This window comes from Thermomonas carbonis, from assembly GCF_014396975.1.
Taxonomy (GTDB): Bacteria; Pseudomonadota; Gammaproteobacteria; order Xanthomonadales; family Xanthomonadaceae; genus Thermomonas; species Thermomonas carbonis.
In genome coordinates, this window is the sequence record NZ_CP060719.1 from 435,784 (window position 1) to 459,911 (window position 24,128).

The window sequence follows — 24,128 nt, forward strand, 5'->3', positions numbered from 1 at the left end:
GAAATCAGCAGCCTTCTTCGACCGGCTTGGGTGGCTGCCAGCTGGCGCTGAGCGAGGTCAGCATTCGCTCGTAGGTATTGAACCGGCCCGTCGTCGTGGCGGCCATCGCCAGCTTGGCCGTGATCGGCTTTGGCTTGGCCGCGGTCGTGCTGGCCGGCATGGCCACTCGCTTCGCAACGGCGACCGCGACCGGCATCGAATCGGTGAGCACGATGTCCAGTCGCACGCCCTTGAACGTCGTACGCCCCGCGGGGTCTGCAACCTCCTCGCCCACATGGATCTGCGCCGACTTGCCGCTGCTCACGACAATCTTCGGTGAAGCGATCTCTCTGACCAGTTTCGGACCGGCGTCCTGCCTACTTCCTTCAACGATGCGCAAATCCAGCGCCAACGCCGGCTGGCCAGCATGCTGCATGCGCGTCACCGAGCCCTCGATCGCATAGTGTTTTCCACCTTCGTCGCCACTCAACGAAAACGGCACGCCCGCGTCGACGACAGCGCGCAGGCGCACGGGTTCGCCTTCATCGACGCGCAACGCGATGTCTGCGGCGATCTTGCCGGCCGGAACCGTAGTGATCGACGGCTGTGAAGGTTGCGCGGCCCACGCCGCATAACCGGTGGCCAGCAACAACGCGACCGCAGTGGCGCGACCAAGCGCGCGACGGCGCATGGAATGCAACGGCTGCTTGAGCATTTCGATTCTCTCCCTGAGCGGATGGGTCTGGCCCCAATGGCAGCCCAGTGGCAGCAGGCCGCGAGCCAGCTGTGTCTTGAGCATCGCTTCGCCATAGGCGCGACGCGCGTCGGGGTGTTGACGCACCACCTGCGCATCGCAGGCGAGTTCCTGGTCATGGCGGAAACGCGTGGCAGCGAAGTGCACCAGCGGGTTGAACCAGAACAAGCAGCGCAATGCCGCAGCGATGGCATTCGCGACGAGGTCACCACGTGCAATGTGGGCACGTTCGTGCGCGAGCATCAGGTCGCGCTGGGCGGCGTCGTAGCGATGCATCGCATCCGCCGGCAGCACGATGCGCGGGCGCAACAGGCCGATGACCGCCGGCAAGCCCTCGGTCGCCTGGGCGACGAAGACGCCATCGCCGCGATCCGCCAGCAATCCGAGGCCGCGAACGAACCGGCGCTGCTGGACGGCCATCCAGCACATGGATGCGAGCGCGCCGCAGCCAACGAACATGACCGCCCATGTCGCCAGGTCGGGCGTCGCGCGCGGCCCGCCAGTGCCGACAAGAACATCACCCGGCGCCTGCATGGCGATGACCGGCACGACCAACACCGGCGACTGTGCGGCCGGCAACAACACCGCAAGCATCGCCAGCGGCCCCAACGCCCAGGCGGCATAGGCAATGCCCGCGCCGAATGCGTGCCGCAACGGCTTCCGCAATGCGAGCACCAGCAGGATCGCCGCGCTGCCGGCGACGGTCGTTTCGCACAAGATGGGGAACAGGTCAGCGGCCGTCATCATCGAGTTCCTCCAGCAGCTTGCGCAGGTCGGCGATGTCCTTGCGGCTCAGCTTGCGGTGCTCGCTGAAGTGCGCGACCAGCGGTGCCACCCGGCCATCGAACAGGCGGTCCAGCAGGCCGCGGCTCTCCTGCATCAACCAGTCAGCGCGCTTGAGCAGCGGCGAATAGAGGTAGCGCCGCCCGTCCTTCTCGGCCGCGATCGCGCCCTTGTTGAGCAGGCGGTTGAGCAGGGTCTTGATGGTTGGCTCCTGCCAGTCGCGGCTGTCGGCCAGTGTGGAGACGATGTCCTCCGCCGCCAGCGGGCTGCGCAACCACAGCACCTCCATCACCACCGATTCCGCTTCGCTGACCTGCATGTCGTTTACACTCGTAATTTCAATTCAAATTACACCTGTAATCGAATCTGTCAAGCCATCGTGTGCAAGCCACGCACCAAGGTGGCCTAAGCTGGCCCGATGAACCCGCCCACCCGTTTCGAATCGCTCGACGATGCCGTCACCGCAGTGCTGGCGCGTATCGATGGCCCGCTCAGGATCGGCGCGCCACTTGGCCTCGGCAAGCCGCATCGCCTGCTCAATGCGCTGTACGAACGCATCGAAGCCGATCCGTTGCGGCCGATGTCGTTGTACACCGCGTTGTCGCTGGACCCGCCCCGCGGTCGCAGCCTGCTGGAGAAACGTTTCCTCGACCCAGTGGTGGAGCGCCTGTACGGCGCGGACTTTCCGCGCCTGGCCTACGTGGCCGCGCAGAAGCGCGACGCCCTGCCCGCGCACATCGAGGTCGAAGAGTTCTATTTGCAGTCGGGTGCGCTGCTCGGCAGCACGCAGGCACAACGCTGTTATGCCAGCCTGAACTACACCCACGTCGCCCGCGCGCTGGCCGACCGCGGGGTCAACTGCATCGTGCAGAAGGTCGCATCGAACGAAGACGGCAGTCGCCTGTCGTTGTCGTCGAATACCGACCTGACCTTCGACGCCGTGGATGCCATCGTTGCGCGTGGCCTGCCACGTCCATTGCTGGTCGCCGAGATCGATCCGCACCTGCCATGGCTGGATGGCGTGGCCGCGGTCGATGCCGGCTGGTTCGACATCGTGATCGCACCACCGGCACCGCATCCGCCGCTGTTCGCATTGCCGCGCGAGCCGGTCGGCGACGCCGAGTACGCGATCGGCCTGCATGCCAGCACCCTGGTGCGCGATGGCGGCACCCTGCAGATCGGCATCGGTGCGTTGTCCGATGCGCTCTGCCATGCGCTGGTATTGCGACACACCGGCAACGCCGCCTACCGGCGCGTGCTGCAGGCGCTCGCGCCCGGCATCGAAACGCATCCGGCGGTGATCGCGAGCGGCGGGCTTGGGCCATTCGAGCAGGGCCTGTACGGCTGCAGCGAAATGATCAACGAAGGCTTCCGCGCGCTGGTGCAGGCGGGCGTGCTCAGGCGCAAGGTCGTCGATGATGAGGCCTTGATGCGACGACTTGCGGATGGCTCCGCTGGCGAAGGCGACCATGCGCGACTGGAACACGACGGCGAATTCCTGCACGGCGCCTTCTATCTCGGTTCACCCGATTTCTATGACTGGCTGCGGACACTTGACGACCAGACCCGCCGCGGCATCGGCATGCGCCGGGTCAGCGAGGTCAACGAGCTCTACGGCGGCAACGAAACCCTCGAGCGCGCGCAACGGCGCGATGCGCGTTTCTTCAACACCTGCATGATGGCGACCGCGCTGGGTGCAGCGGTGTCCGATGGACTCGAGGACGGGCGCGTGGTCTCCGGCGTCGGTGGCCAGTACAACTTCGTGGCGATGGCGCATGCCCTGCCCGACGCGCGTTCGGTATTGCTGTTGCGTGCGTCGCGCGGCGAAGGCGCTTCCAACATCCGCTGGAACTACGGGCACACCACGATCCCGCGCCACCTGCGCGATGTCTACGTCACCGAGCACGGCATCGCCGACCTGCGCGGCAAGCGCGACGAAGATTGCGTGATCGCGATGGCCGGCATCACTGGTGCACGTTTCCAGCAGGCACTGCTGGATGAGGCGAAGGCGAACGGAAAGCTGCGCAGCGATTTCGCCGCGCCTGATGCATGGCAAGGCAACACGACAGCCCAGCTTCGCGAAACCCTCGCACCGTTCCGGCGCGATGGCACCCTGCCCGACTATCCGCTGGGCAGCGATTTCACCGACGTCGAACAGCGACTGGTGAAGGGGCTTGGCTGGCTGAAGGCGCGCACCGCCACGCGCAGTGGCCTGCTACGCACGCTCGCCACGGCCCTATCCACGAGTGGCACCGGCGATGACGAAGCATTGCGGCGCATGCGATTGGATGCGCCATCCGGGATCGCCGAACGCATCAACGCCCGGCTGTTGCGACTGGCGCTGGGGCGCACGGCATGACGCGGCCGGCGCCCAGCCAACGCGGCCTCAGAGTTCGCTGACGGCCTGCAATACGTGTTCGACGGTGAAGCCGAAGTGCGGCATCAGCGCTTCGATTGGCGCCGAGGCACCGAACGTATCGATACCGATCACCGCGCCATCCAGGCCAACGTACTTGCGCCAGAAATCGCTGACCCCGGCTTCGATGGCGACGCGCTTGCGCACCGACTTCGGCAGCACGGATTCGCGATACACCGCGTCCTGGCGATCAAACACGTCGGTGCACGGCATCGAGACCACGCGCACGCCATCGCCGAGCTTGGCTGCGGCCTGCATCGCGAGCCCCACCTCGGAGCCGGTCGCGATCAGGATCACCTCCGGCGTGCCGACGCTCTCCTTCAGCACGTAGCCGCCGCGCGCGATGTCCAGCAACTGGCCTTCGTCGCGCGCCTGGTGCGGCAGGTTCTGGCGGCTGAAGATCAGGCAGCTCGGACCATCGGCGCGCTGGATCGCGGCCTTCCACGCCATCGCCGATTCGACCGCGTCGCAGGGGCGCCAGACGTCGTTGTCGGGGATGTAGCGCAGCGACGCGAGGTGCTCGATCGGCTGGTGGGTCGGGCCGTCTTCGCCGAGGCCGATCGAGTCGTGGGTGTAGACATGCAGCGCACGCACGCCCATCAGAGCGGCCATGCGCACCGCGTTGCGCGCGTAGTCGCTGAACACCAGGAAGGTCGCGTCGTACGGGATGAAGCCGCCATGCAGGGTCAGGCCGTTGGCGATGGCGGTCATGCCGAATTCGCGCACGCCGTAGTAGACGTAGTTGGCGTTGGCATCATCGGTGGCGACCGACTTGCTGCCCTTCCACAACGTCAGGTTGGAATGCGCCAGGTCGGCCGAACCGCCGACCAGTTCCGGCAGCAGCGGCGCGAATGCCTCGATGCAGTTCTGCGAGGCCTTGCGGCTGGCGATGGTCGGGCCGTCCTGCTGGGTCTTGATCGCGAAGGCCAGCGCGGCATCCACGAAACCCTCCGGCAACTCGCCGGCGAGGCGGCGCTGGAACTCGGCGGCCTCGGACGGGAATGCGGCGGCGTAGGCAGCGAAACGCGCGTCCCAGTCGGCCTCGACCGCGCCGAGGTCGCGCGCGCGCCAGCCGTCGTAGAGGGCCTGCGGAATCTCGAACGCGCCGTGTTCCCAGCCCAGGGCTTCGCGGGTGGCGACCACTTCATCCTTGCCCAGCGGCGAGCCGTGCGACGACTCCTTGCCGGCCTTGTTCGGCGAGCCGAAGCCAATCGTGGTGCGGCAGCAGATCAGCGTCGGCTTGTCGGAGGATTTCCGAGCGGTTTCGATCGCGGTCCTGATCTCGACCGGGTCGTGTCCGTCGACGCCGCGCACCACGTTCCAGCCGTAGGCTTCGAAACGCTTCGGGGTGTCATCGGTGAACCAGCCATCGGTATTGCCGTCGATGCTGATGTGGTTGTCGTCCCAGAACGCGACCAGCTTGCCGAGGCCCCAGGTGCCGGCGAGCGACGCGGCTTCGTGCGAAATGCCTTCCATCAGGCAGCCGTCGCCCATGAACACCCAGGTGCGGTGGTCGACGATGGCGTGGCCCTCACGGTTGAAGCGCTGCGCCAGCAGCTTTTCCGCCAGCGCGAATCCGACCGCATTCGCGAAACCCTGCCCGAGCGGGCCGGTGGTGGTCTCGATGCCGCAGGTCATGAAGTTCTCGGGATGGCCCGGGGTCTTCGAATCCAGCTGGCGGAATTTTTTCAGGTCGTTGATCGAGAGGTCGTAGCCGCTCAGGTGCAGCAGCGCGTACTGCAGCATCGAGCCATGGCCGTTCGACAGGATGAAGCGGTCGCGGTCGGCCCAGCGCGGGTTGGCCGGGTTGTGGCGGAGGACATCGTTCCACAGCACTTCGGCGATGTCGGCCATGCCCATGGGCATGCCGGGATGCCCGGAGTTGGCGGCCTGCACCGCGTCGATGGCGAGGAAACGGATGGCGTTGGCGAGGTCGCGGCGGCTGGGCGTCGTCATGAGCGTCTTGGGGAGGCGCCCGGCGGCATGCGGGCCGCCCATTGTCCCATGCGCGCGCCCCGATCCGGAACCGTACGCGGGAAAGCAGTGGCTACGCGGCCTGGGCGTCTTCCTCGCCCTTCGACACTACTGCCGCCAGCATCAGGTCGCCGGTGACATTCAGCGTGGTGCGGCACATGTCGAGGAAGCGGTCCACGCCGAGGATCAGGCCGATGCCTTCCGGCGGCACGCCGACCATGCCGCAGATCAGCGCCACGACCGGCAGCGAGCCGGCCGGGACGCCGGCGGTGCCGATGCCGCCGAGGATGCAGACGAACATCACCGTGACCTGTTGCGTAAGCGACAGATCCACGCCGAAGAACTGGGCGAGGAACAGCACGGTGACGCCCTCGAACAACGCGGTGCCGTTCTGGTTGGCGGTGGCGCCGACGGTCAGCACGAAGCGCGAGATCTTCTTCGGCAGGTGCAGCTTTTCCTCGGCGACACGCAGCGAGACCGGCAAGGTCGCATTGCTAGATGCGGTCGAGAACGCCATCAGCATCGCTTCCTGCGAGGCGCGGAAGAATTTCGGCGGTGACCAGCCGCCGAGGAACTTCAGCATCAGCGAATAGACCACGATCATGTGCAGTGCGAGCGCCAGCACCACCACACCGACGTATTTTCCGAGGCTGCCCAGCAAATCCCAACCGAACAGCGCGGCCAGGTTGAACATGAAGCAGAACACCGCATACGGCGCCAGCCGGATGACCAAGCCGATCAGGGTCATCGAGACCTCGAACAAGCCCTGGATGCCACGCAGCAAGGTCTCGGTGGCTTCGCTGCGGGTCAGCACCAGGCCGATGCCGAGCATCAGCGCGAAGAACATCACCGCCAGAATGGTGTTCTCCGCCGCGGCCTTGACCACGTTGTCCGGCACGATCGCCAGCAGCATGTCCAGGCCCTTGGGCTGGCTGGCGGCGCTGCCGGCGATGTCCTTCGCCCGGTCCGCGCCCTGCGCCAGCATCGCCTGCGCCGCGGCCGGATCCACGCCCGAGCCCGGCTGCAGCCAGTTCACCAGCACCAGGCCCAGCACGACCGCGATGCCGGATGCGACGATGGTGTAACCCAATGTCTTCCAGCCGACCCGCCCAAGCGAACGCACGTCACCCATTTCCGCCACGCCGATGATCAGCGCCGAGAACAGCAGCGGGATCACCAGCATGAAGATCAGGCGCAGGAACAGCGTGCCCGCCGGTTGCGTCACGTAGGTCGTGAGCCACTCCACCCAGCCAGCGTCACTGCCGGCGCTGTAGTGCGCGACCAGGCCCAGCGCCAAACCGGCGAGGAAACCGATCAGCATCTTCCAGTGCAGTTGCAGCTTGCCGTTCGCGGCCTTGGCCTCGCTCATCGTTTCGCCCCGCTTCGTGTAGCGGATGAGCTTAACAAACCGAACTTGCTCGCCCGGAGCGTCGTGACGAAGCCACGATGCCGAAAGGGCTGCTCAACGCTCCGGATACAGCGGCGGCAGCAGCGAGGTCGATGCCGGCGCAGCCTTGCGCCAACGCGCGCCCTTCGCGAACGCGACACGCAACGCAGCGAGTGCCGATGTCGCATCGCCATCGCCCCAGCGCGCGGCCTGCAACTGCATGACTGCATCGATCTGTGCCGCATCGTCCAGTCGCTGGCGCACCATGTCCAGGTCGTCGCGATCCATGCCAGCGACAACACCCAACGCCTGCGCAATCACGCCGAGCTCGCCGTGTTTCAACGCATTCTGCAACGACGGGATCGGCGATGCCGCTGCGTCGGGCGATGACGCTTCGTCATCCGCATTCCGCGCCGTCGTCTTCGCGCGCGGCCAACGCCACCATGCAAACCCAGCCAGCGACAGCACGCCGAGCAGCAGCCATGGCCACCAGCGCGACCATGCAAATTCGGAGGACTTCGACGCATCCACGCCGGCATTGGCGATCACTTGCTTGCCTGCATCAGCCGGATCGGCGATCAGGTTCGCACCCGCAGCGACCTGCAATTGCAACGGCGGCAGCATCGCGGTGCGCGCGACACCCTGCGCCGCATCCCACCATTCGATCCGCGGACCGGCGATCGATACCGCGCCGGCCTGCGATGGCACGATCGCGATGCGCCGGCGCAGGATGCTGCGCGGCCGACCGTCGACGAACTGCTCGTCGACCTGCGGCCTGTCGGCGAACAGTTGCACGCCCGGCGTGTCCACCAGCGCGACCGGCGGCAGTTGCGTGGCGGTGGCACCATCGGCGATGACTTCGATCTCGACGGATGCGGCCTCGCCGGCGCGCGCCTGCGTGGGGGCCTGCACGTAACGCAACCTCAGATCATGCAAGGGCAGCCACGGCTGCGGCGCATTTGCCGGAATCGGCTGAACATCCAGACGCTTGGCCGGCGAGGCCGCCGACACCGCCTTGCGGCCGTCATCGAACACCTGGTCGAAGAAACCGCCCATGGTCTGTCCGTTGAAGCGCGCGCCCGGCAGCGTCAACGCGCCGCTACGCTCGGGAATCAGCAGGAAGCGACGCTCGACCACGTTGTAGCGCCGCCCGTCGATCTCTCGCTGGTAGGTCAGGTCCTCGCCGACTTGCCGCAAGCTGGCGCCCGCCGGTGGATCCTGTTCGAGCTGGCCGGACATCAATGGCACCGCGTAGTGCAGCCGCACCTGCACGCCGACCGCCTGCTGCACGTACGGCCGGGCGGCATCGACCACGGTTTCGACGAAGGCATCGGCGTCGCCGCTGGCCGGCAACACCGAGGGTGCCACCACGGTCAGCTGCAACGGCGCGGTGGTGACGTTGCCGACGCGCAGCGCGGGAACCGTGAACACACCCGGGCCGCGCGGACGCAAGCCGACCACAAACAGCGACATCGCGGTCGAACGCCCGTTGCTGCGCTGGTAGCTGCGGCGCACGGTCTGCCCGCCGACATCGAACTGCCGTTGCAGCGGCGCGTAGTCGATCGACGAGACCGACTGGTCGGTCTGGATGTTGAGGGTGGCGGTTTCGCCATGGTTGACCTGCGCACGATCCAGCCACGCGCGGGTCTGCGCCTGCGCGGGCCACGCAAGCGATGCAAGCAGGCATGCGAGCAACCACGCAACCGCGGGGCTCATGGCGTCGCTCCGCGACGACGCTGCTGCTCCAGCAGAAAACGCGCACGCAACAATGCGCCGGGATCGTCGGGCACGCGCTGCAACCAGGCCTCGTTGGCGAGCCGGCGTTCGCGCTGTTCGGCGGTTTCCGCAGGCTTGTCGCGTTCACCGGATGCCGGCTGCTGGCCCGGGCGCTTGCCCTGTTGTTGCAACGCTTCTTGCATGCGTTCGCGTTGCGCGGCATCGGCTTTTGCCTGCGACTGTGCGTCTTGCGCGGGTTGCGAAGTCGGCGGCGATGGCTTGCGCGCCTGTTCGCCCCTGCCTTGCGATGGCGGCGCTTGCGGCTTGTCCTGCTGGCCTGGCTGTCCCGGCTTCTGCGGTTGCGGCTGACCGCCCTTGCCGTCCTTGCTTTCGCCCTGGTCCTGCGGGCGCTTGGGCATTCGTTTCGCCAGCCGTACCAGGTTGCGGTTGAACGCCGCGTCCTTCAGCCCGGGCTGCAATGCGAGCGCGCGATCGTAGGCGGCGATCGCATCGTCATAGCGACCCGCCTTGGCCAGCGCGTTGCCGAGGTTGTACTGGCCTTCCGCGCCGCCGACGGTCGAGAAGCGTTCGATCGCGCCCGAATAATCCTTCCGTTTGTAGGCAGCGATGCCGTCCTGCATGCGCGCATGTTCGGCCTGGTCGGCGCGTTGCCACAGGCTTCCAGCCGATGGTTGCTTCGCCTGGGCGGATGCGGGTGCCATCGGCAGCCACATCCCGCACGCGAGCAGCAGCGCGAACGCAGCGCCGCGTCGAAACAGCGGCAGGCACAGCAGCAAGACCACGGGCAGCAGCCAGTAGCCGTCGTCGCGCCAGCGCGAGACCTTCTGCCCACGCACACTGGTGCCCGCATCCTGCCGAGGATCCAGCACGCCCAGCGCGCGCAGATCCGCATCGCCCGGCGACAGCGCCTGGTAACCGCCACCACCGCTCGATGCCAGGCGCTGCAAGGCGGAGGCATCCAACCGTGCCTGGCCCAGCCCTTCGGGCGTATCGAACACCCCGCCCTGCGCGGTGCCCAATCCCAGTACGGACACCCGATAGCCAGCAGCATTCGCCTTCGCCGCCGCGGCGATGTCGGTGCCGTCCGCGCGGTCGGTCAGCAACAGGATCTGCCCGCGCGCGAAGCCTGCCTGGCGCATCAGGCCCTGCGACCATTCGATCGCGCGGTCGGTGCGATGGCCGTCTTCCGGCATCACGCCCGGATCGAGCGCATCCAGGAACAACGCGATATTGGCCGCGTCCTCTGTCAACGGGGCCACCGTGAAGGCATTGCCGGCGAACGCGACCAGCGCCACCTGCCCGCCGGCGCGTTCGCGCAGCAGTGTCGCCAACTTGGCCCTCGCCTGCGCAAGCCGCGTCGGTGGCAAATCGCGAGCGAGGGTGGCGCTGGACAGATCCAGCGCGATCACCAGCGGTTCCTGCGCCTGCCACAACGGCTGCTCATCCTTGCCGAAGCCGGGACCGGCCAGCGCGATGATCGCCAGTGCCGCCGCGAACGGCGCCAGCCAGCGCGGCCAGGCACTCGCGCGTTGCCCGGCACTCGCCTCCAGCAAGTGCGGCAACAAGTGTGCATCGACCACGTCGCGCCACGGATTGCGTTGCTGTGCCCGGCGCTGCCACCACCAGCCAATCAAAGGCAACACCAGCAACGCGAGCAACCACCACGGACGCAGGAAATGCACGGCGGACAGCAGGCTCATGCGCGCCTCCGCAGCAGCAGCGCCAGCATGCCGACGGCGAGGGCAAGCCCGAGCGGCCACGGATAGCGTTCGATCTTCGGGCGCACCACCTGTCCCTGCCGCTGGACCGGTTCCAGCGCGTCGATCTCCGCGTAGATGCCGGCCAGCGCCTCGGTGTCGCGGGCACGGAAGAAGCGTCCGCCGGTGAGCTGGGCGATCTTCTGCAGGCCGGCTTCGTCGACTTCGTCACCGCCCGTCGGCAGGCTGAATCCGAACACCGAGAGCGCGCCACCTCCTTCGCCGCCGAAAGCGATCGCGTGGATGCGCACACCGGCATCGCGCGCGATCTGCGCAGCCTTGGCCGGCTCCAGCACGCCGGCAGTGTTCACCCCATCCGTCAGCACGATCAGGACATGCTCTTTTCGAGCACGCTGCTCGCTGCGTTGCTGCTGCAGGCGCTTGGTCGACAAGGCAATGGCATCGCCAAGCGCAGTCGCGCGTCCGGCCAGCCCGACCACGCTGGCGTCGAGTTGCTGGCGCACGCTGTCGCGATCCAGCGTCAACGGCGTCAATGCGAACGCGCGATCACCAAACACGACCAGGCCGATGCGGTCGCCGACGCGGCGATCGAGAAAATCCGCCAGCACCGCCTTCGCCGCGGTCAGCCGATCGACCAGGCGTCCACCGAGCTCCATGTCCTGCTCGCCCATGCTGGCGGACAGGTCGACGGCCAGCATCATGTCGCGGCCGACCTGCGGCGGCGCGATGGGTGGGCCAAGCTGCTGCGGGCGCGCCGCGGCGACGCACAGCAGGCACCAGGCCAGCATCGCCAGCCACGGGAAGCCGCGCGGACTCACCTCCAGCACGCCACCCGACGCCACATTGCGCAGGCGCTCGCCCCACGGCACAAGCAGCGCGGGCACCTGGCTGGCGCGCGGCGGCAGGAGCGCGTGGATCAGCCAAGGCAACGGCAACGCGAGCAGCAGCCACGGCCAGGCGAAGCCGTCGATGCCCAACCAATCGGCGAGCAGGTTCACTTTCCGAGCATCCAGGTCACATAGCGTTGCCGCGCGACGGTTCGCAGCGCGCGAGCCGCACCTTCATCGACATCGCGACGGAATGCACCCTCGCGCAGCAGGGCACCGGGCCCATGTTCGAAGCACGGCGGGGTCATGCCCTGGTCGAGGAAGCGCAGCCAGTCCTCGCCCTGCAAGCGGTCGGCCAGCGGATCCTTGCGCCGCGCCGCGCGCCGCAGCAGGTCCGACATCGCCGCGACCTGCTGCGGGGGCGAGGTCGCGGCATCGACCGTGTCTTCGAACAGCTGCAGGATCGCCGCGCGTCGCAGGCGTCGCCTGCGCAGCCACCACCAGATGGCAGAACCGATCAGCAGCATTCCGACCGCGACCATCCACCACCCCGGCGCGGGCGGCCACCATGACGGGGCAATACCGGGATGTACGTCCTTCAGCGGCAAGGGCAGGTTCAACGCCCGGCTCCCGTCGCCAGCACCGCATGCGGTCGCCCGAGCAGCGACAGCCACGCATCGCTGGAGTCGACGGTGGACAGCGCCATCACCCGCGCGCCCTGCCGCTGCAAGATCGCCTGGGTGGCCTCCAGAGGAACGTCGAACTGCTGCCGCCAGCGTTGTCGTACCGGTGCCGTGTCCAGGCCAAGTTCGATGCGGCCGCCATGTGCACCGAGGAACGGCAGGCGTTTCGGCGGCGGCGACGTTTCCAGCGGATCGACCAACAACAGCACGATCAATTCATGATGCATCGCCAGCGCAGGCCAGCGTTCCGCGGGGATTGAAGCGATGCTGGAGGGATCGGCCAGCAGGACCAGCCGCGAACCCGGGCGCAGCAGGCGCCGCGCATGCTCCAGCGCGACCGGCAAGCCGTCGTCGTCCGCAGGTGGTTGCGCATACCAGCGCACCAACGCATCCAGCACGCGCAAGGCCCCGCGCGGCCCGGAGGCAGGCGGCACCGGCGCTTCCAAGTGCGAGCCGCGCAAAGCGGCAATGCGATCGCCGTCGCGCGCTGCGAGCCACGCCGCCAACGCACCGGCGCGAGCGGCCTGCACCGACTTGAAGCGCACGCGGGTGCCGAAATACAGCGACGGCGAGGTGTCCGCAACGACTAGCGTGAGTCGTTCGCGCTCGGCCTGGAACAGTTTGGTGTGGGTGCGCCCACTGCGCGCTGTCAGCCGCCAGTCGATGTGGCGGGCATCGTCGCCCTGCGCGTACTCGCGCGATTCCGCGTACTCCATGCCGCGCCCGCGCAGGTTCGAAAGCGCCTGCCCCTGCACGCCATGGCGCCCAAGCCGCGCACCGCGTCGGCCCTGCACCAGCGCGCGCAGGCCGACCAGTTCTTGAAGCGTGGGGACGATGCCGTCAGTCACGATTGCTCTGGCTCGACGTGTCCGTGGCCACTTACGGCAGCGGCACCAGACGCAATAGCTCGGCGACCAGCCGCTCGCCATCCCAGCCTTCCGCGGTCGCCTCATAACTGGGCAGCACCCGGTGGCGCAACACGTCCGGCGCTACCGCGCGCACGTCTTCCGGAGTCACGAAATCGCGACCTTCCAGCCAGGCGCGCGCGCGCGCGCAGCGTTCCAGCGCGATCGAGCCGCGCGGGCTTGCGCCCCATGCGATGCGCCGGGCCAGCGCGGCGTCATAACGACCGGCATCGCGCGAGGCCAGCACGATCTCGACGATGTAGCGCTCCAGTGCCGGTGCCAAGTGCAGATCGAGTACGGCCGCACGGGCCGCGAAAACTTGTGCCTGCGGCATCCGCTCGGGCGCATGCGACGCCGCTTGCAGCACGTCGCGGGCACGCTCACGAGCCAGCCGCAGGATCTCGGTTTCGGCATCGGCCCGCGGATAGCCGATGCGCACATGCATCAGGAAGCGGTCGAGCTGGGCTTCCGGCAGCGGGAACGTACCCTCCTGCTCGATCGGGTTCTGGGTGGCCATCACCAGGAACAGCGGCGGCAACGGATACGTCTGTCGACCCACGGTGACCTGCCGCTCGCCCATCGCCTCCAGCAACGCGGATTGCACCTTGGCCGGCGCGCGGTTGATCTCGTCCGCCAGCAGGATCGGATGGAAGATCGGCCCGGGCATGAATTCAAAGTGTCCGTCCTGCGGGTGCCAGACCTCGGTACCGGTGAGGTCGGCCGGCAGCAGGTCGGGGGTGAACTGCACGCGGGCGAAGTCGGCCTCAAGCCGCGACGCCAGAGCACGAATCGCACTGGTCTTGGCCAATCCGGGAGCGCCTTCAACCAGCAGATGGCCATCTGCGAGCAACGCGATCAGCAGGCGTTCGATCAACCCGGCCTGGCCTACGATCTCGCGAGAGAGATCCTCGCGCAGGCTGCGGAAAGCATCGTGCAAGGTGGAAATATCCGGGGTCGTTTTGTCCATTGGATCCCTCGTTCTCAACCGCGTTTGACCCACATGGCTTTGAAAGGTTCTCACGCCGTCGATGAACGCCCCAGGCGTCACCGCAAAACGAAACGGGAGCCTTTCGGCTCCCGTTCGTGTCGTTCGATGCGTGGTGGCTCAGCGCTGAGTGACGCGCATGACCTTCGGGGTCACGAAGATCAGCAACTCAGCCTTGGTCTTGGCGCGGCTCTTGTTGCGGAACAGGTTGCCGATCACCGGCAGGTCGCCGAGGAACGGCACCTTGGACAGATCGGTGGAATCGCTGAACTCATAGACACCACCGATCACCACGGTCTGGCCATCGTCCACCAACACGGCGGTATTGACCTCGCGCTTGGCGATCTGCGGCACGCTGCCGAAGGTACCCAAGTCAACAAATCCATCCAGCTCGTCTTTCTTCACATTGAGATTCAGGAACACCCGACCGTCATTGGTGATGGTAGGAGTGACCTTCAACTCAAGCAGCGCCTCCTTGAAATTCACGGTCGGCACATTGCCACCCTGCCCCCAGACACCGTCAGGTAACCAATTTCGGTACCTTGACGAATGACAGCCTCTTTCTGGTTGCTGGTGACGATGCGCGGATTGGAAATCACTTCCGCGCGGCCTTGCGTCTGGATCGCCGACAGCTCGATATCAAGCAAATAGCCGGCATTGAGGATTGACAATGCCATCGAGCCGGCATTGGCTCCGACAAGGGCCGCGGGCAGGTTGGTCATCAAGCCGCGAGTGATGCTGGATGCGGAGAGGACCGGAGCCGGCAACGGCGGCTGACCTTCCAGTGCACGCTCCTGGTTTTCCACTTGCCAGTCACGAATCGAGTTCGCATTCGCAATCTGGGTCGCCACATCGGCGTTGCGATTGACCGAGTTGGTGCCAAGGTCACCGCTGAAATAGGCATTGTCCTTGCTGCCGCTGATACCGAAGCGTGCGCCCAACTCCCTAGCCACGTTTTCGTTGGCGATCACGATGCGGGCTTCGATGACAACCTGATCAACCGGCTTGTCGAGCTGCTGGACCAGGTTGCGGATGTTTGCCACCCGTTGCGGGATATCGATCGCCAGCAAGGTATTGGTGCGCTTGTCGTAGCTCAGGCTGCCGCGAGGCGACAGGAAACCGCGATCCTGCTGGCCGCCGCCACTGGCACCGCCACCACCACCTCCGCCGCCGGCACCTTGGCTGCTGAGGCTTTGCTCCGTCAGGAGTTTGGCGATGTCCTCGGCGCTCGCATAGTTGACCGGGATGTACTCGGTCACCGTCTCCGCGCGATTTTCGAGGTTGATGCGTGCATCTTCCTTGTCCTGCTCGAACTGCGCGATCTCTTTCTGCGGTGCGACCCAGACCACGTTGCCGCTGCGACGCTTGTCCAGCGACTTGGCCTGCAACACGATGTCCAGCGCCTGATCCCACGGCACATTGATCAGGCGCAGGGTGACATTGCCCTGCACGGTATCGGCGGCCACGATGTTGAGGTTGGATTCCTCGGCGATCAACTGCAGGACGGTCCGCACCGGCACATCCTGGAAGTTGAAGGTCACCGGCTTGCCGCTGTAGCGAACCGTTGATGCACTGGTGACAGCACCCATCGCGGTAGCACCCATCGCCGGAGCAACCGACTTCGGCTTGGCGACGCCCGCCGTGCTGGCGCGCGGCACGATCTCGACGATGTATTCGTTGCCGCTCTGGTAGGCCATCGACTCGAATTCGCCCTGCGTGCCCAGCACGAGTTGCGCGCCGCTGCTGGTGGCACGCGCATCGATACGCTGCACTGGCGTGGCGAAGTCGGTCACGTTGATCGGGCGCTGCAGGGCCGCTGGCAACTGCGCGTTGCCGATATCGACCACGACGCTGTTACCCATCTTGCGAAGATCGGGAGCTGCACCCGCGCCGGAGAACCGGAGCACGAGCTTGCCCGAACCGCCATCGCCGCGCTTGAAGTCGATTGCAGCTACCGTGACGGCATCCGGCGTGCGCTTGGCCGGATCGGCCATCGCTCCAGTGGCGGACTGGCCCATCGCGACCAGCGTGGTGACAGGCAGGGCACTCGCGCCCGCGGCATAGAGGCCGACGGCAAGCCCGATTGCGCAGGTACCGAGGGAAAGGGGGCGCCGGAGAGGACGCTGTTGCTTGGCGTTGGTGGCGGTCATCGGTCTATCCCCAATCAATTGTCTTCGAGCAAGATGGTCGCCGGCCGTTCGAGCCAGCCACCCGCGCCATCCGGAACAAGTTCGACCAGTTCGACCCGGTCTTCGTTAATGGCGGTCACCCGCCCATCGCTTTGCCCAAGGTAGGCACCTGGCTGTACGCGGTAGGTCACCTTGTCGGGGGCCATCACCAGCGCGACCAGATTCTTGCCGTTACCCAGCGTGCCGACCATGTCGAAGCTGTCGAGCGGGAACTGCTCGAGTGTCTGCTTGCGCCGGCCAGCATCCGGACGGGGGCCGCTGCCCTCGCCACCGTTGAACATTTCGCTGAAGGGGTCGCGCAGATTCTGCGCGTCGTACTCGAAGGTCTCGAACTGCTGCATCACCGGCAGTGGATCAAGCGGCGGTGCGGGTTTCGCCCTGACTTCGGCAACCCAATTCTCGAGATCGCCCTTGCTGCCGCCACAGGCCGCCAGTGCGGTCGCCAACGCTGCGATGCCGGCCCAGCGGCTACTCTCGCGAAAGTATCCTTTCATGCGCATGTCAGACCCCTCCCTTGGCGGGCGTCGCTGCCGGCGCGGGCGCTGCCGCTGCAGGCGCGGCTGTCTCGTCTTCGTCGAGGTATCGGTACGTCTTCACGGTTCCTGCCAGCTCAAGCGGACTGTTAGGCCCGATCCGGGCATTCGGGTTGGTCTTGACGTCTTTGGGCTGCAGCGAGATGTCATGCATGGTCATGATGACCACACGCGGCAGCGAAGCGACGCCGCTGACAAAGGCACCGAACTGGTGATAAGTCCCCACCATGCGAAGTGCGATCGGCTTCTCGGCGTAAAACTCCTTCTTGGTCTCGCCAGCGGGCTGGAACAGCTCGTTCTGGATGCCCGTCGCCAAGGCAGTCTGCGAGATGTCCACGATCAGATCCGGCATCTCGGTCTTGCTGGGCAGCTGGCGCAGCATCTGTTGCAGCTGCTGCTCCATCTGCGCCAGTTGCTGTTTGAGCGGCTCCAGATTGGAGGCCCGTCCCTGCTTGTTCTCGAATTCGGTACGCAGCTCGGTTTCCTGGCCTTCCAGCTTCTCGAGCTCGGCCTGCTTGCCGCGAACGAACAACCACCATCCCAACAGGATGATGATCAAGGCCAGAATCACGCAGAACCCCATCTGTGCTTGGCGAGGCCAGCCACCGATGTTGTTGATGTCCAGTTCTTTCAGGTTGATTTTCTTGTTGGTGCTCACGGGGCGGCTCCTCCTGCGGCAGGCGCGGCTGCCGCAGCGGCAGGCACAGTGGCCTCACCACCCTCGCCTTCTTCCTTCGGCGCGTTCGGATTGGCCAACGTGACCTTGAGGGTGAACTCGTACGGCAACCCGGGGTTTGCTCCCTTCGCCTCGATGATGTTGAGATCCGGCTTGGTCATCCAACCCGAGCTTTCGAGGGTGCGCATGTAGGTGGACACTCGCGCATTGGATTGCGAGCGACCGCTCAAAGTGAGGATGTCGCCCTCCTGCTTGATCGCGGTAAGCGTCACGCCATCCGGGATGGTGCGCACCAGCGAATCGAACAGGTGAACCATCTGCGAGCGATTGGACTGCAGTTGCTCGATGACTTCCTTGCGCGCCAGCAGCTTGGACTTCTTCTGGTCGAGCTCTTCGATTTCCTTGATCTGCGTGTCGACCTTGGCGATCTCGGCGCGCAGGTATTCGTTGCGTCCGTTCTGACTGCTGATCCGCCCGTTGTAGAGACTCACAATCAGGAAGGCGACCAGGATGCCTGCCAACGCCGACAAGCCCAGCATGCCGGCGAATTCCTTCTGCCGGGACTTGCGGCGCTCGGCGCGCCACGGAAGGAGATTGATCCGTGCCATCAGTCGAAGCTCCTCAGTGCGAGCCCGCAGGCGATCATCAGCGCCGGGGCATCCTGCGCCAGCGCATGCGCCTGCACGCGCGGGCCGAGGGTCATCTGCGCCAGCGGATTGGCGACCACCGTCGGGATCCCGAGTTGTTCCTCGACCATCGCGGCGATGCCGGGAATGGACGCGCAACCGCCAGCCAGGACCACGTTGTCCACCCGGTTGAACTCGCTGCCGGCGTAGAAGAACTGCAGCAGTCGGCTGACCTGCTGGACCATGGCTTCCTTGAACGGATCCAGGACCTCGATCTCGTAGCTTTCCGGCAGCCCGCCCTGGCGCTTGGCCAAGCCTGCTTCTTCGTAGCTCAGGCTGTAGCGGCGCATCACCTCGTCGGTGAGTTGCTTGCCGCCGAACACGTTCTCGCGCGTGTAGATGCTGCGACCGCCGCGAAGCACGTTCAGCGTGGTCATGGTGGCACCGACATCGACCAGCGCGGCCAGGCCATCCCGCGGCACGTTCAGGCTGCCCGCCATCAGGGCGTAGGCATTCTCGATGGCGAAGGCTTCGACATCGATCACCTTGGCGGTGAGCCCGCCCAATTCCAGCGCGGAGGCGCGAACCTCGACATTCTCCGAGCGCGAAGCCGCCAGCAGCACCTGCACCATCTCGCTGTTGCCGGGCATCGGCCCCATCACCTCGAAGTCGAGGTTCACTTCCTCGATCGGGTACGGGATGTAGTTGACCGCCTCGAGTTCGATCTGGGATTCCAGATCGTCCTCGTTGAGATCGGCCGGCATCGGGATCACCTTGGTGATCACCGAGGAACCGGAGACCGCGGCGGCGGCATGCTTGATCCGCGAGCCCGAGCGCGCCACGGCGCGGCGGATCGCCTCGCCGACAGCCTCGACTTCGACCAGGTTCTTTTCCACCACCGCATTCGGCGGCAGCGGTTCCACGGCGTAGTGCTCGACCCGGTAACGGTCACCGGTACGGGCAAGCTGAAGCAGCTTGACCGCAGTCGAGCTGATATCCACGCCGATCAACGGCGGTTGTGTTTTCGTCACCAGACCCACGGTATCTCCCCTTCCCACGGGCGCTTACGCGCACTAGGTGCTGCAGTACATGAATAACGGACTTTTCACGATATGGCAACCGGCCCCTTGGTTCCCACCCCGCAAACACCCTCTCCACCGCACCCGGCACCCGGGTTAACGGAAGCCTTGGGGGAAACCGGTCGCCCCCTGTAGGCCCGGCATCACGAATGCCTACTCTATACTCCGCGGCCTGCTCGGCTGCAATCGGAATTCGCCCCAATGCCCCGCCTCCCCCGCATGCTGCGCTGGTTTTTGCTGGGCGTGGTCGCACTTTGCCTGATCGGAATGCTGTCGGTCGGTATCCTGATCTACGTGGTCAGCGCGCGCTTGCCGGACGTGCAGAGCCTGCGCAACACCGAGCTGCAGGAACCGCTGTACGTCTATGCCGCCGATGGCCGGCTGATGGGCCTGTTCGGCGAAATGCGCCGCTATCCGGTGGATATCGCCAAGGTCCCGGCGCGGGTGAAGCAGGCTTTCCTGGCCGCCGAGGACGCCAATTTCTACGAACACAACGGCATCGACGTCAACGGCGTGGCCCGAGCCGTATGGCTGCTGGCCAAGACCGGCGGACAGGAACGCGTGGCCGGTGGGTCGACCATCACCCAGCAAGTCGCCAAGCAGTTCTTCCTGAGTTCCGAGTACAGCTTCCGTCGCAAGTTCGCGGAGATGCTGCTGGCGATGAAGATGGAGCGCGAACTCGGCAAGGACGAGATCTTCGAGCTTTACCTCAACAAGAGTTTCTTCGGCAATCGCGCTTACGGCGTGGCTGCCGCGGCCGAGTTCTATTACGGCAAGACCCTGGACCAACTGACCCTGGACGAAGCCGCCACCCTGGCCGGCATCCCCAAGTTCCCGTCCAGCGGCAACCCGCTGAGCAACCCGGAACGCGCGCGGATCCGTCGCGACAACTACATCCTGCCGCGCATGGCCGAACTCGGCCATGTCAGCAGGGCCGACGCCGACGCAGCCCGCGCGGTGCCGATGCACGCCAGCCCGCACGAACGCCAGATTGAGGTCTATGCGCCCTACGTGGCGGAAATGGTGCGCCAGCAGATGATCGAGCGCTTCGGCGGCGACGTGCTCACCAAGGGCTACCACGTCACCACCACCATCGATCCGTCGCTGCAAGCGGCGGCCGACAAGGCGGTACTCGACGGTTTGCGCGTCTATGACCACCGCCACGGCTGGCGCAAGCCGGAACAGGGCGTCGAGATCCCGGCGGGCGCGGACAGCGCCGCCATCGCCAGTCTGTTGCGCGGCACGCCGCCGCAGGGCGGCCTGCTGCCCGCGGTGGTGACCGGCAGCGAAGGGGCCAGTTGCGCGTGGTGCTGGCCGACGCCAGTGAGCTGAGCCTCAGTGGCAGCGCGATTTCGTGGACCGGCAAGTCGGCGGCGGGACTGGCCCAGCGCGGCGACGTGGTGCGCGTGCGCCGATTGCCTACTGACAAGCCCGATGCCGCCCCGCAATGGGCGATCGACCAGTTGCCGCGCGGCCAGGCCGCATTGGTCTCGCTGGATGCCGACAACGGCGCGATCCGCGCATTGGTCGGCGGCTTCAGCTTCGCCGGCAACAAGTTCAACCGCGCTACCCAGGCCCGCCGGCAGCCGGGTTCCAGCTTCAAGCCGTTCGTGTATGCGGCGGCGTTCGAGCGCGGCTTCAATCCGGCCTCGATCGTGCTGGATGCCCCGGTGGTGTTCAAGGATCGCCGCGGGCACATGTGGCGCCCGCAGAACGACAGCGGCAATTTCGCCGGCCCGATGCGCGTGCGCGAGGCCCTTGTACAGTCGCGCAACCTGGTGTCGGTGCGCCTGCTCGATGCGATCGGGGTGGAATACGCCCGGCGCTACATCAGCCATTTCGGCTTCGATGAAGCCAGCTTGCCGCCAAATCTGTCGATGTCACTGGGCACCGCCTCGCTGACCCCGCTGTCGGTGGCCCGCGGCTACACCGCGTTCGCGAATGGCGGCTTCCTGACCACGCCTTGGGTCATCGCCCGGGTGCGCGACCGCGATGGCAAGGATGTCTTCACCGAAAAGCCGCCAACCGCCTGCCCCGGTTGCGCGGTGACCACGATCCCGGGCCAGGCTGCGCCCGTGGCCGCGCCGTCGAAGGTGGACGGATTCGACCTCGGCCCGGCTGCAGGCACCGCGACAGCCACGCCTGCCGTCACGACGGCCAGCACCGGCAAGCAGCCCGAAGCGCAACGCCCGCGCGAGCCCAAACCCATCGATCCCGAAATGGTCGTCGCCCCGCGCGCGATCGACCCCCGCGTGGCCTGGCAGCTGCAGTCAATGATGCGCGACGTGGTCAAGCGCGGCACCGCGACCGATGCCAAGGTGCTCGGCCGCGAGGACGTCGGCGGCAAGACCGGTTCCACCAACAACCACCGCGACGCCTGGTTCTCGGGTTTTGGCGGCCCGGTAGTAACCACGGTGTGGGTCGGCCGCGACGATTTCCGTTCGCTCGGCTACCGCGAATACGGCGGCAAGGCCGCGTTGCCGATCTGGATCAGCTACATGAAGACCGCGCTGAAGGATCAGCCCGAGCGCAACCTCGACCCGCCCGACGGCATGGTCAAGGTCGGCGTGGGTGCGAACGGCCGCTTGTTGCCCGCCGGTGGCGGGATCACCGAATGGGTGAAAGTCGAGGACCTGGAGCGCATGGAAACAGACTTAGGACCCGAAGAAGATCCGAACGCGCAACCCGCGGAAGAAGCCTTCGACATCTTCTGATCGGCGCGATGGCGGGGTCACACCCGCTCGGCTACAGTCCGGGCAGGCCATCCCGGGATTGCGCGATGCCGAACAGCCGCCAGCCCCCCGATTCCCATGCGCACATGCATGCGCAGACCCGCACCCGCGAACGCCGTCAGCGGCTTGCCCACGAAGCCGCACGACTGATGGCCGAGGGCGGCATCCGCGACTACCACCAGGCCAAGCTCAAGGCCGCGCAGCGACTCGGCATCCACGACGATGCCTCGCTGCCGCGCAACCGCGAGATCGAGGACGCCCTGCGCGAATACCAGCGCCTGTTCGCCAGCAGCGGGCAGCCGGTCGAACTGCGCCGCCGGCGCGAGGCCGCGCTGCGGGCGCTGGACTTCTTCCGCCAATTCGATCCGCGCCTGGTCGGCACCGTACTGGACGGCACCGCCGACGCCAATGCCGCCGTCGCCCTGCACCTGCACGACGACGATGCCGATGCGGTCCCGCGCTGGCTGGAGGAACACGGCGTACCGGCGGAAGCGCGCAGCCGCCACCTGCGCCTGGACCGCGACCGCGAGGGCGACTTCCCGGTCTGGCTGTTCAGCGCGGAAGGACTGAGCTTCGACGTTACCGTACTGCCCGCCGACGTACTGCGCCAGGCACCGCTGTCTAGCGTCGACGCAAAGCCGATGCGCCGCGCGTCGGCATCGCAACTGCAGGCGCTGCTGGCCGAGGACGAGATCGCCGGCTACGAAGATTCGTAAGCGCGTCCCCGCAGGAGGGGCTTCAACCGCGAACGCCTGGCATCGAGGCTGAAAGCCCCTGCCAGTACCCGCATTGCCCGCAAACGGAAACGCCCCGCACCGCGGGGCGTTTCCGTCGAATCGAGCCGACGCGATCAGCGCCCGTTGATGCCCACGTAATCGCGGGTCGGCGCGCCGGTGTATATCTGGCGCGGACGACCGATGCGGTTCTCCGGATCCTCCTGCTGCTCCAGCCAGTGGCTGACCCAGCCGGCGGTGCGGGCGATCGCGAACATCACGGTGAACATCTCGGTGGGGATGCCCAGCGCCTTGTAGATGATGCCGCTGTAGAAATCGACGTTCGGGTAAAGCTTGCGCTGGACGAAGTACTCGTCCTGCAGCGCCGCCTCTTCCAGGCGCACCGCCACTTCCAGCAGCGGGTCATCGACGTTGAGCGCACCCAAGACCTCGTGGGTCATCTTGCGCACCAGCGCCGCGCGCGGGTCGTAGTTCTTGTAGACGCGGTGGCCGAAGCCCATCAGGCGGAAGCCCGACTCCTTGTCCTTGGCCTTGTCGATCGCCGACTTCACGTTCTCCGGGCGGCCGATCTCGGCCAGCATCTTCAGCACCGCCTCGTTGGCGCCACCATGCGCCGGACCCCACAGTGCAGCCACGCCGGCAGCCACGCTCACGTAAGGATTTGCGCCGGTGGAACCGACCAGGCGCACGGTCGAGGTCGACGCGTTCTGCTCGTGGTCGGCATGCAGGATGAACAGCAGGTCCATCGCCTTCGCGGCGACCGGATTCAGCTCCAGCGGCTCGCTCGGCACTTCCATCATCATGTGCAGGAAGCGGGTGGTGTAGTCGAGGTTGTTGCGCGGATAGCGGATCGGCCAGCCGATCGAATAACGATGGCAGGCGGCGGCGATCGTCGGCACCTTGGCGATCAGGCGGATCGCGGCCAGCCGGCGCTGTTCCGGGTCCTCGAGGTCGAGGTCGTTGTGGTAGAAGCTGGCCAGCGAACCGAGCATGCCGGTCAGCATCGCCATCGGGTGGGCGTCGTGGCGGAAGCCGTACAGGAAGGTGCGGAAGGCCTCGTGCATCATCGTGTGATGCGTGACCTCGTGCTCGAACTTGCCGAGCTCGCCTTGGGTCGGCAGTTCGCCGTGCATCAGCAGGTAGGCGACCTCGGTGAAGGTCGACTTCTCGGCCAGTTGTTCGATCGGGTAACCGCGATACAGCAGCACGCCGGCATCGCCGTCGATGTAGGTGATCGCCGACTTGCAGCTGGCAGTGGCACCGAAGCCCGGGTCGTAGGTGAAGCAGCCGGTTTCCTTCGGCAGCTTGGCAATATCGATGCAGGGCTGGCCCAGGGTCGGGTGCAGCACGGGCATGGCGACGGATTTGTCGCCCGCGGTCAGGGTGATCTGCTCAAGTTCAGGCACGACGC

16 protein-coding genes and 3 pseudogenes are annotated in these 24,128 nt (G+C 66.4%); 3 read left to right on the forward strand and 16 right to left on the reverse strand.

Annotated elements, in window-relative coordinates; all coding sequences use genetic code 11:
• Positions 1 to 4: 4 nt before the first annotated feature.
• Together H9L16_RS02135 and H9L16_RS02140 are read right to left on the reverse strand one after the other, a co-directional pair.
• Positions 5 to 1,477 carry a M56 family metallopeptidase gene (locus H9L16_RS02135; RefSeq protein ID WP_187552969.1) on the reverse strand — a complete coding sequence of 491 codons (1,473 nt, stop codon included), beginning with the start codon at positions 1,475 to 1,477 and terminating at the stop codon, positions 5 to 7.
• Positions 1,464 to 1,835 (reverse strand): BlaI/MecI/CopY family transcriptional regulator, encoded by a 372-nt coding sequence (locus tag H9L16_RS02140; protein WP_187552970.1) that lies wholly within the window; start codon positions 1,833 to 1,835, stop codon positions 1,464 to 1,466. Before H9L16_RS02140 ends, H9L16_RS02135 begins: the two co-directional genes overlap by 14 nt.
• Before the next feature lie 99 nt (positions 1,836 to 1,934).
• On the opposite strand from H9L16_RS02140, the gene H9L16_RS02145 reads away from it, so the two are divergent.
• The gene (locus H9L16_RS02145) at positions 1,935 to 3,875 is read left to right on the forward strand and encodes an acetyl-CoA hydrolase/transferase C-terminal domain-containing protein (RefSeq protein ID WP_187552971.1); all 1,941 of its coding nucleotides are present in this window, start codon (positions 1,935 to 1,937) and stop codon (positions 3,873 to 3,875) included.
• 27 nt (positions 3,876 to 3,902) lie between these two features.
• Here H9L16_RS02145 and tkt read toward each other — a convergent pair whose 3' ends face one another.
• From tkt to H9L16_RS02210, 13 genes and pseudogenes are all read right to left on the reverse strand, one after another.
• Positions 3,903 to 5,888 (reverse strand): transketolase, encoded by a 1,986-nt coding sequence (gene tkt / locus H9L16_RS02150; protein ID WP_187552972.1) that lies wholly within the window; start codon positions 5,886 to 5,888, stop codon positions 3,903 to 3,905.
• Between the two features lie 91 nt (positions 5,889 to 5,979).
• Entirely contained in the window at positions 5,980 to 7,275 is a 1,296-nt protein-coding gene (locus H9L16_RS02155) for a dicarboxylate/amino acid:cation symporter (RefSeq protein WP_187552973.1), read from the reverse strand.
• Positions 7,276 to 7,368: 93 nt separating this feature from the next.
• A complete protein-coding gene (locus H9L16_RS02160; RefSeq protein WP_187552974.1) occupies positions 7,369 to 9,009 on the reverse strand; it encodes a BatD family protein in 1,641 nt (546 codons plus the stop codon).
• On the reverse strand, positions 9,006 to 10,730 hold the full coding sequence (locus tag H9L16_RS02165) for a VWA domain-containing protein (protein WP_187552975.1): 1,725 nt from the start codon (positions 10,728 to 10,730) through the stop codon (positions 9,006 to 9,008). The genes H9L16_RS02160 and H9L16_RS02165 overlap by 4 nt, the downstream gene beginning before the upstream one ends.
• A complete protein-coding gene (locus tag H9L16_RS02170; protein WP_229796515.1) occupies positions 10,727 to 11,746 on the reverse strand; it encodes a vWA domain-containing protein in 1,020 nt (339 codons plus the stop codon). Before H9L16_RS02170 ends, H9L16_RS02165 begins: the two co-directional genes overlap by 4 nt.
• Complete coding sequence (locus H9L16_RS02175; protein WP_187552976.1) at positions 11,743 to 12,195, reverse strand: DUF4381 domain-containing protein; 453 nt, start codon at positions 12,193 to 12,195, stop codon at positions 11,743 to 11,745. Before H9L16_RS02175 ends, H9L16_RS02170 begins: the two co-directional genes overlap by 4 nt.
• Positions 12,192 to 13,187: a DUF58 domain-containing protein gene (locus H9L16_RS02180; protein WP_425507211.1), complete on the reverse strand. Its 996-nt coding sequence runs from the start codon at positions 13,185 to 13,187 to the stop codon at positions 12,192 to 12,194. Before H9L16_RS02180 ends, H9L16_RS02175 begins: the two co-directional genes overlap by 4 nt.
• Positions 13,138 to 14,130, reverse strand: coding sequence for an AAA family ATPase (locus H9L16_RS02185; protein ID WP_187552978.1), 993 nt, complete (start codon positions 14,128 to 14,130; stop codon positions 13,138 to 13,140). The genes H9L16_RS02180 and H9L16_RS02185 overlap by 50 nt, the downstream gene beginning before the upstream one ends.
• 138 nt (positions 14,131 to 14,268) lie before the next feature.
• Positions 14,269 to 16,298: pseudogene (locus H9L16_RS02190) on the reverse strand (type IV pilus secretin PilQ).
• Positions 16,299 to 16,312: 14 nt separating this feature from the next.
• Positions 16,313 to 16,831: a pilus assembly protein PilP gene (locus tag H9L16_RS02195; protein WP_425507212.1), complete on the reverse strand. Its 519-nt coding sequence runs from the start codon at positions 16,829 to 16,831 to the stop codon at positions 16,313 to 16,315.
• Between the two features lie 7 nt (positions 16,832 to 16,838).
• Complete coding sequence (locus tag H9L16_RS02200; protein WP_229796516.1) at positions 16,839 to 17,528, reverse strand: type IV pilus inner membrane component PilO; 690 nt, start codon at positions 17,526 to 17,528, stop codon at positions 16,839 to 16,841.
• Positions 17,528 to 18,154: pseudogene (locus tag H9L16_RS02205) on the reverse strand (PilN domain-containing protein); the annotation flags it as partial. The gene H9L16_RS02200 and the pseudogene H9L16_RS02205, both read right to left, overlap by 1 nt.
• Complete coding sequence (locus tag H9L16_RS02210; protein WP_187552981.1) at positions 18,154 to 19,212, reverse strand: pilus assembly protein PilM; 1,059 nt, start codon at positions 19,210 to 19,212, stop codon at positions 18,154 to 18,156. The pseudogene H9L16_RS02205 and the gene H9L16_RS02210, both read right to left, overlap by 1 nt.
• A gap of 240 nt (positions 19,213 to 19,452) precedes the next feature.
• Between H9L16_RS02210 and H9L16_RS02215 the strand changes: the two are divergent.
• Both H9L16_RS02215 and H9L16_RS02220 read left to right on the forward strand, forming a co-directional pair.
• Positions 19,453 to 21,965, forward strand: a pseudogene (locus tag H9L16_RS02215) (penicillin-binding protein 1A).
• Between the two features lie 65 nt (positions 21,966 to 22,030).
• Positions 22,031 to 22,699: a hypothetical protein gene (locus H9L16_RS02220; RefSeq protein WP_425507213.1), complete on the forward strand. Its 669-nt coding sequence runs from the start codon at positions 22,031 to 22,033 to the stop codon at positions 22,697 to 22,699.
• Between the two features lie 134 nt (positions 22,700 to 22,833).
• Here H9L16_RS02220 and H9L16_RS02225 read toward each other — a convergent pair whose 3' ends face one another.
• Positions 22,834 to 24,072: a citrate synthase gene (locus tag H9L16_RS02225; RefSeq protein ID WP_425507248.1), complete on the reverse strand. Its 1,239-nt coding sequence runs from the start codon at positions 24,070 to 24,072 to the stop codon at positions 22,834 to 22,836.
• Positions 24,073 to 24,128 lie beyond the last annotated feature (56 nt).

Coding starts and splice junctions, on each gene's coding strand:
- H9L16_RS02135 (WP_187552969.1), bottom strand. CDS start 1,477: ATGACGGCCGCTGACCTGTTCCCCATCTTGTGCGAAACGACCGTCGCC.
- H9L16_RS02140 (WP_187552970.1), bottom strand. CDS start 1,835: ATGCAGGTCAGCGAAGCGGAATCGGTGGTGATGGAGGTGCTGTGGTTG.
- H9L16_RS02145 (WP_187552971.1), top strand. CDS start 1,935: ATGAACCCGCCCACCCGTTTCGAATCGCTCGACGATGCCGTCACCGCA.
- tkt (WP_187552972.1), bottom strand. CDS start 5,888: ATGACGACGCCCAGCCGCCGCGACCTCGCCAACGCCATCCGTTTCCTC.
- H9L16_RS02155 (WP_187552973.1), bottom strand. CDS start 7,275: ATGAGCGAGGCCAAGGCCGCGAACGGCAAGCTGCAACTGCACTGGAAG.
- H9L16_RS02160 (WP_187552974.1), bottom strand. CDS start 9,009: ATGAGCCCCGCGGTTGCGTGGTTGCTCGCATGCCTGCTTGCATCGCTT.
- H9L16_RS02165 (WP_187552975.1), bottom strand. CDS start 10,730: ATGAGCCTGCTGTCCGCCGTGCATTTCCTGCGTCCGTGGTGGTTGCTC.
- H9L16_RS02180 (WP_425507211.1), bottom strand. CDS start 13,187: ATGGCGAGCGGCTGGTCGCCGAGCTATTGCGTCTGGTGCCGCTGCCGT.
- H9L16_RS02185 (WP_187552978.1), bottom strand. CDS start 14,130: ATGGACAAAACGACCCCGGATATTTCCACCTTGCACGATGCTTTCCGC.
- H9L16_RS02195 (WP_425507212.1), bottom strand. CDS start 16,831: ATGAAAGGATACTTTCGCGAGAGTAGCCGCTGGGCCGGCATCGCAGCG.
- H9L16_RS02220 (WP_425507213.1), top strand. CDS start 22,031: ATGCCGAACAGCCGCCAGCCCCCCGATTCCCATGCGCACATGCATGCG.
- H9L16_RS02225 (WP_425507248.1), bottom strand. CDS start 24,072: ATGCCCGTGCTGCACCCGACCCTGGGCCAGCCCTGCATCGATATTGCC.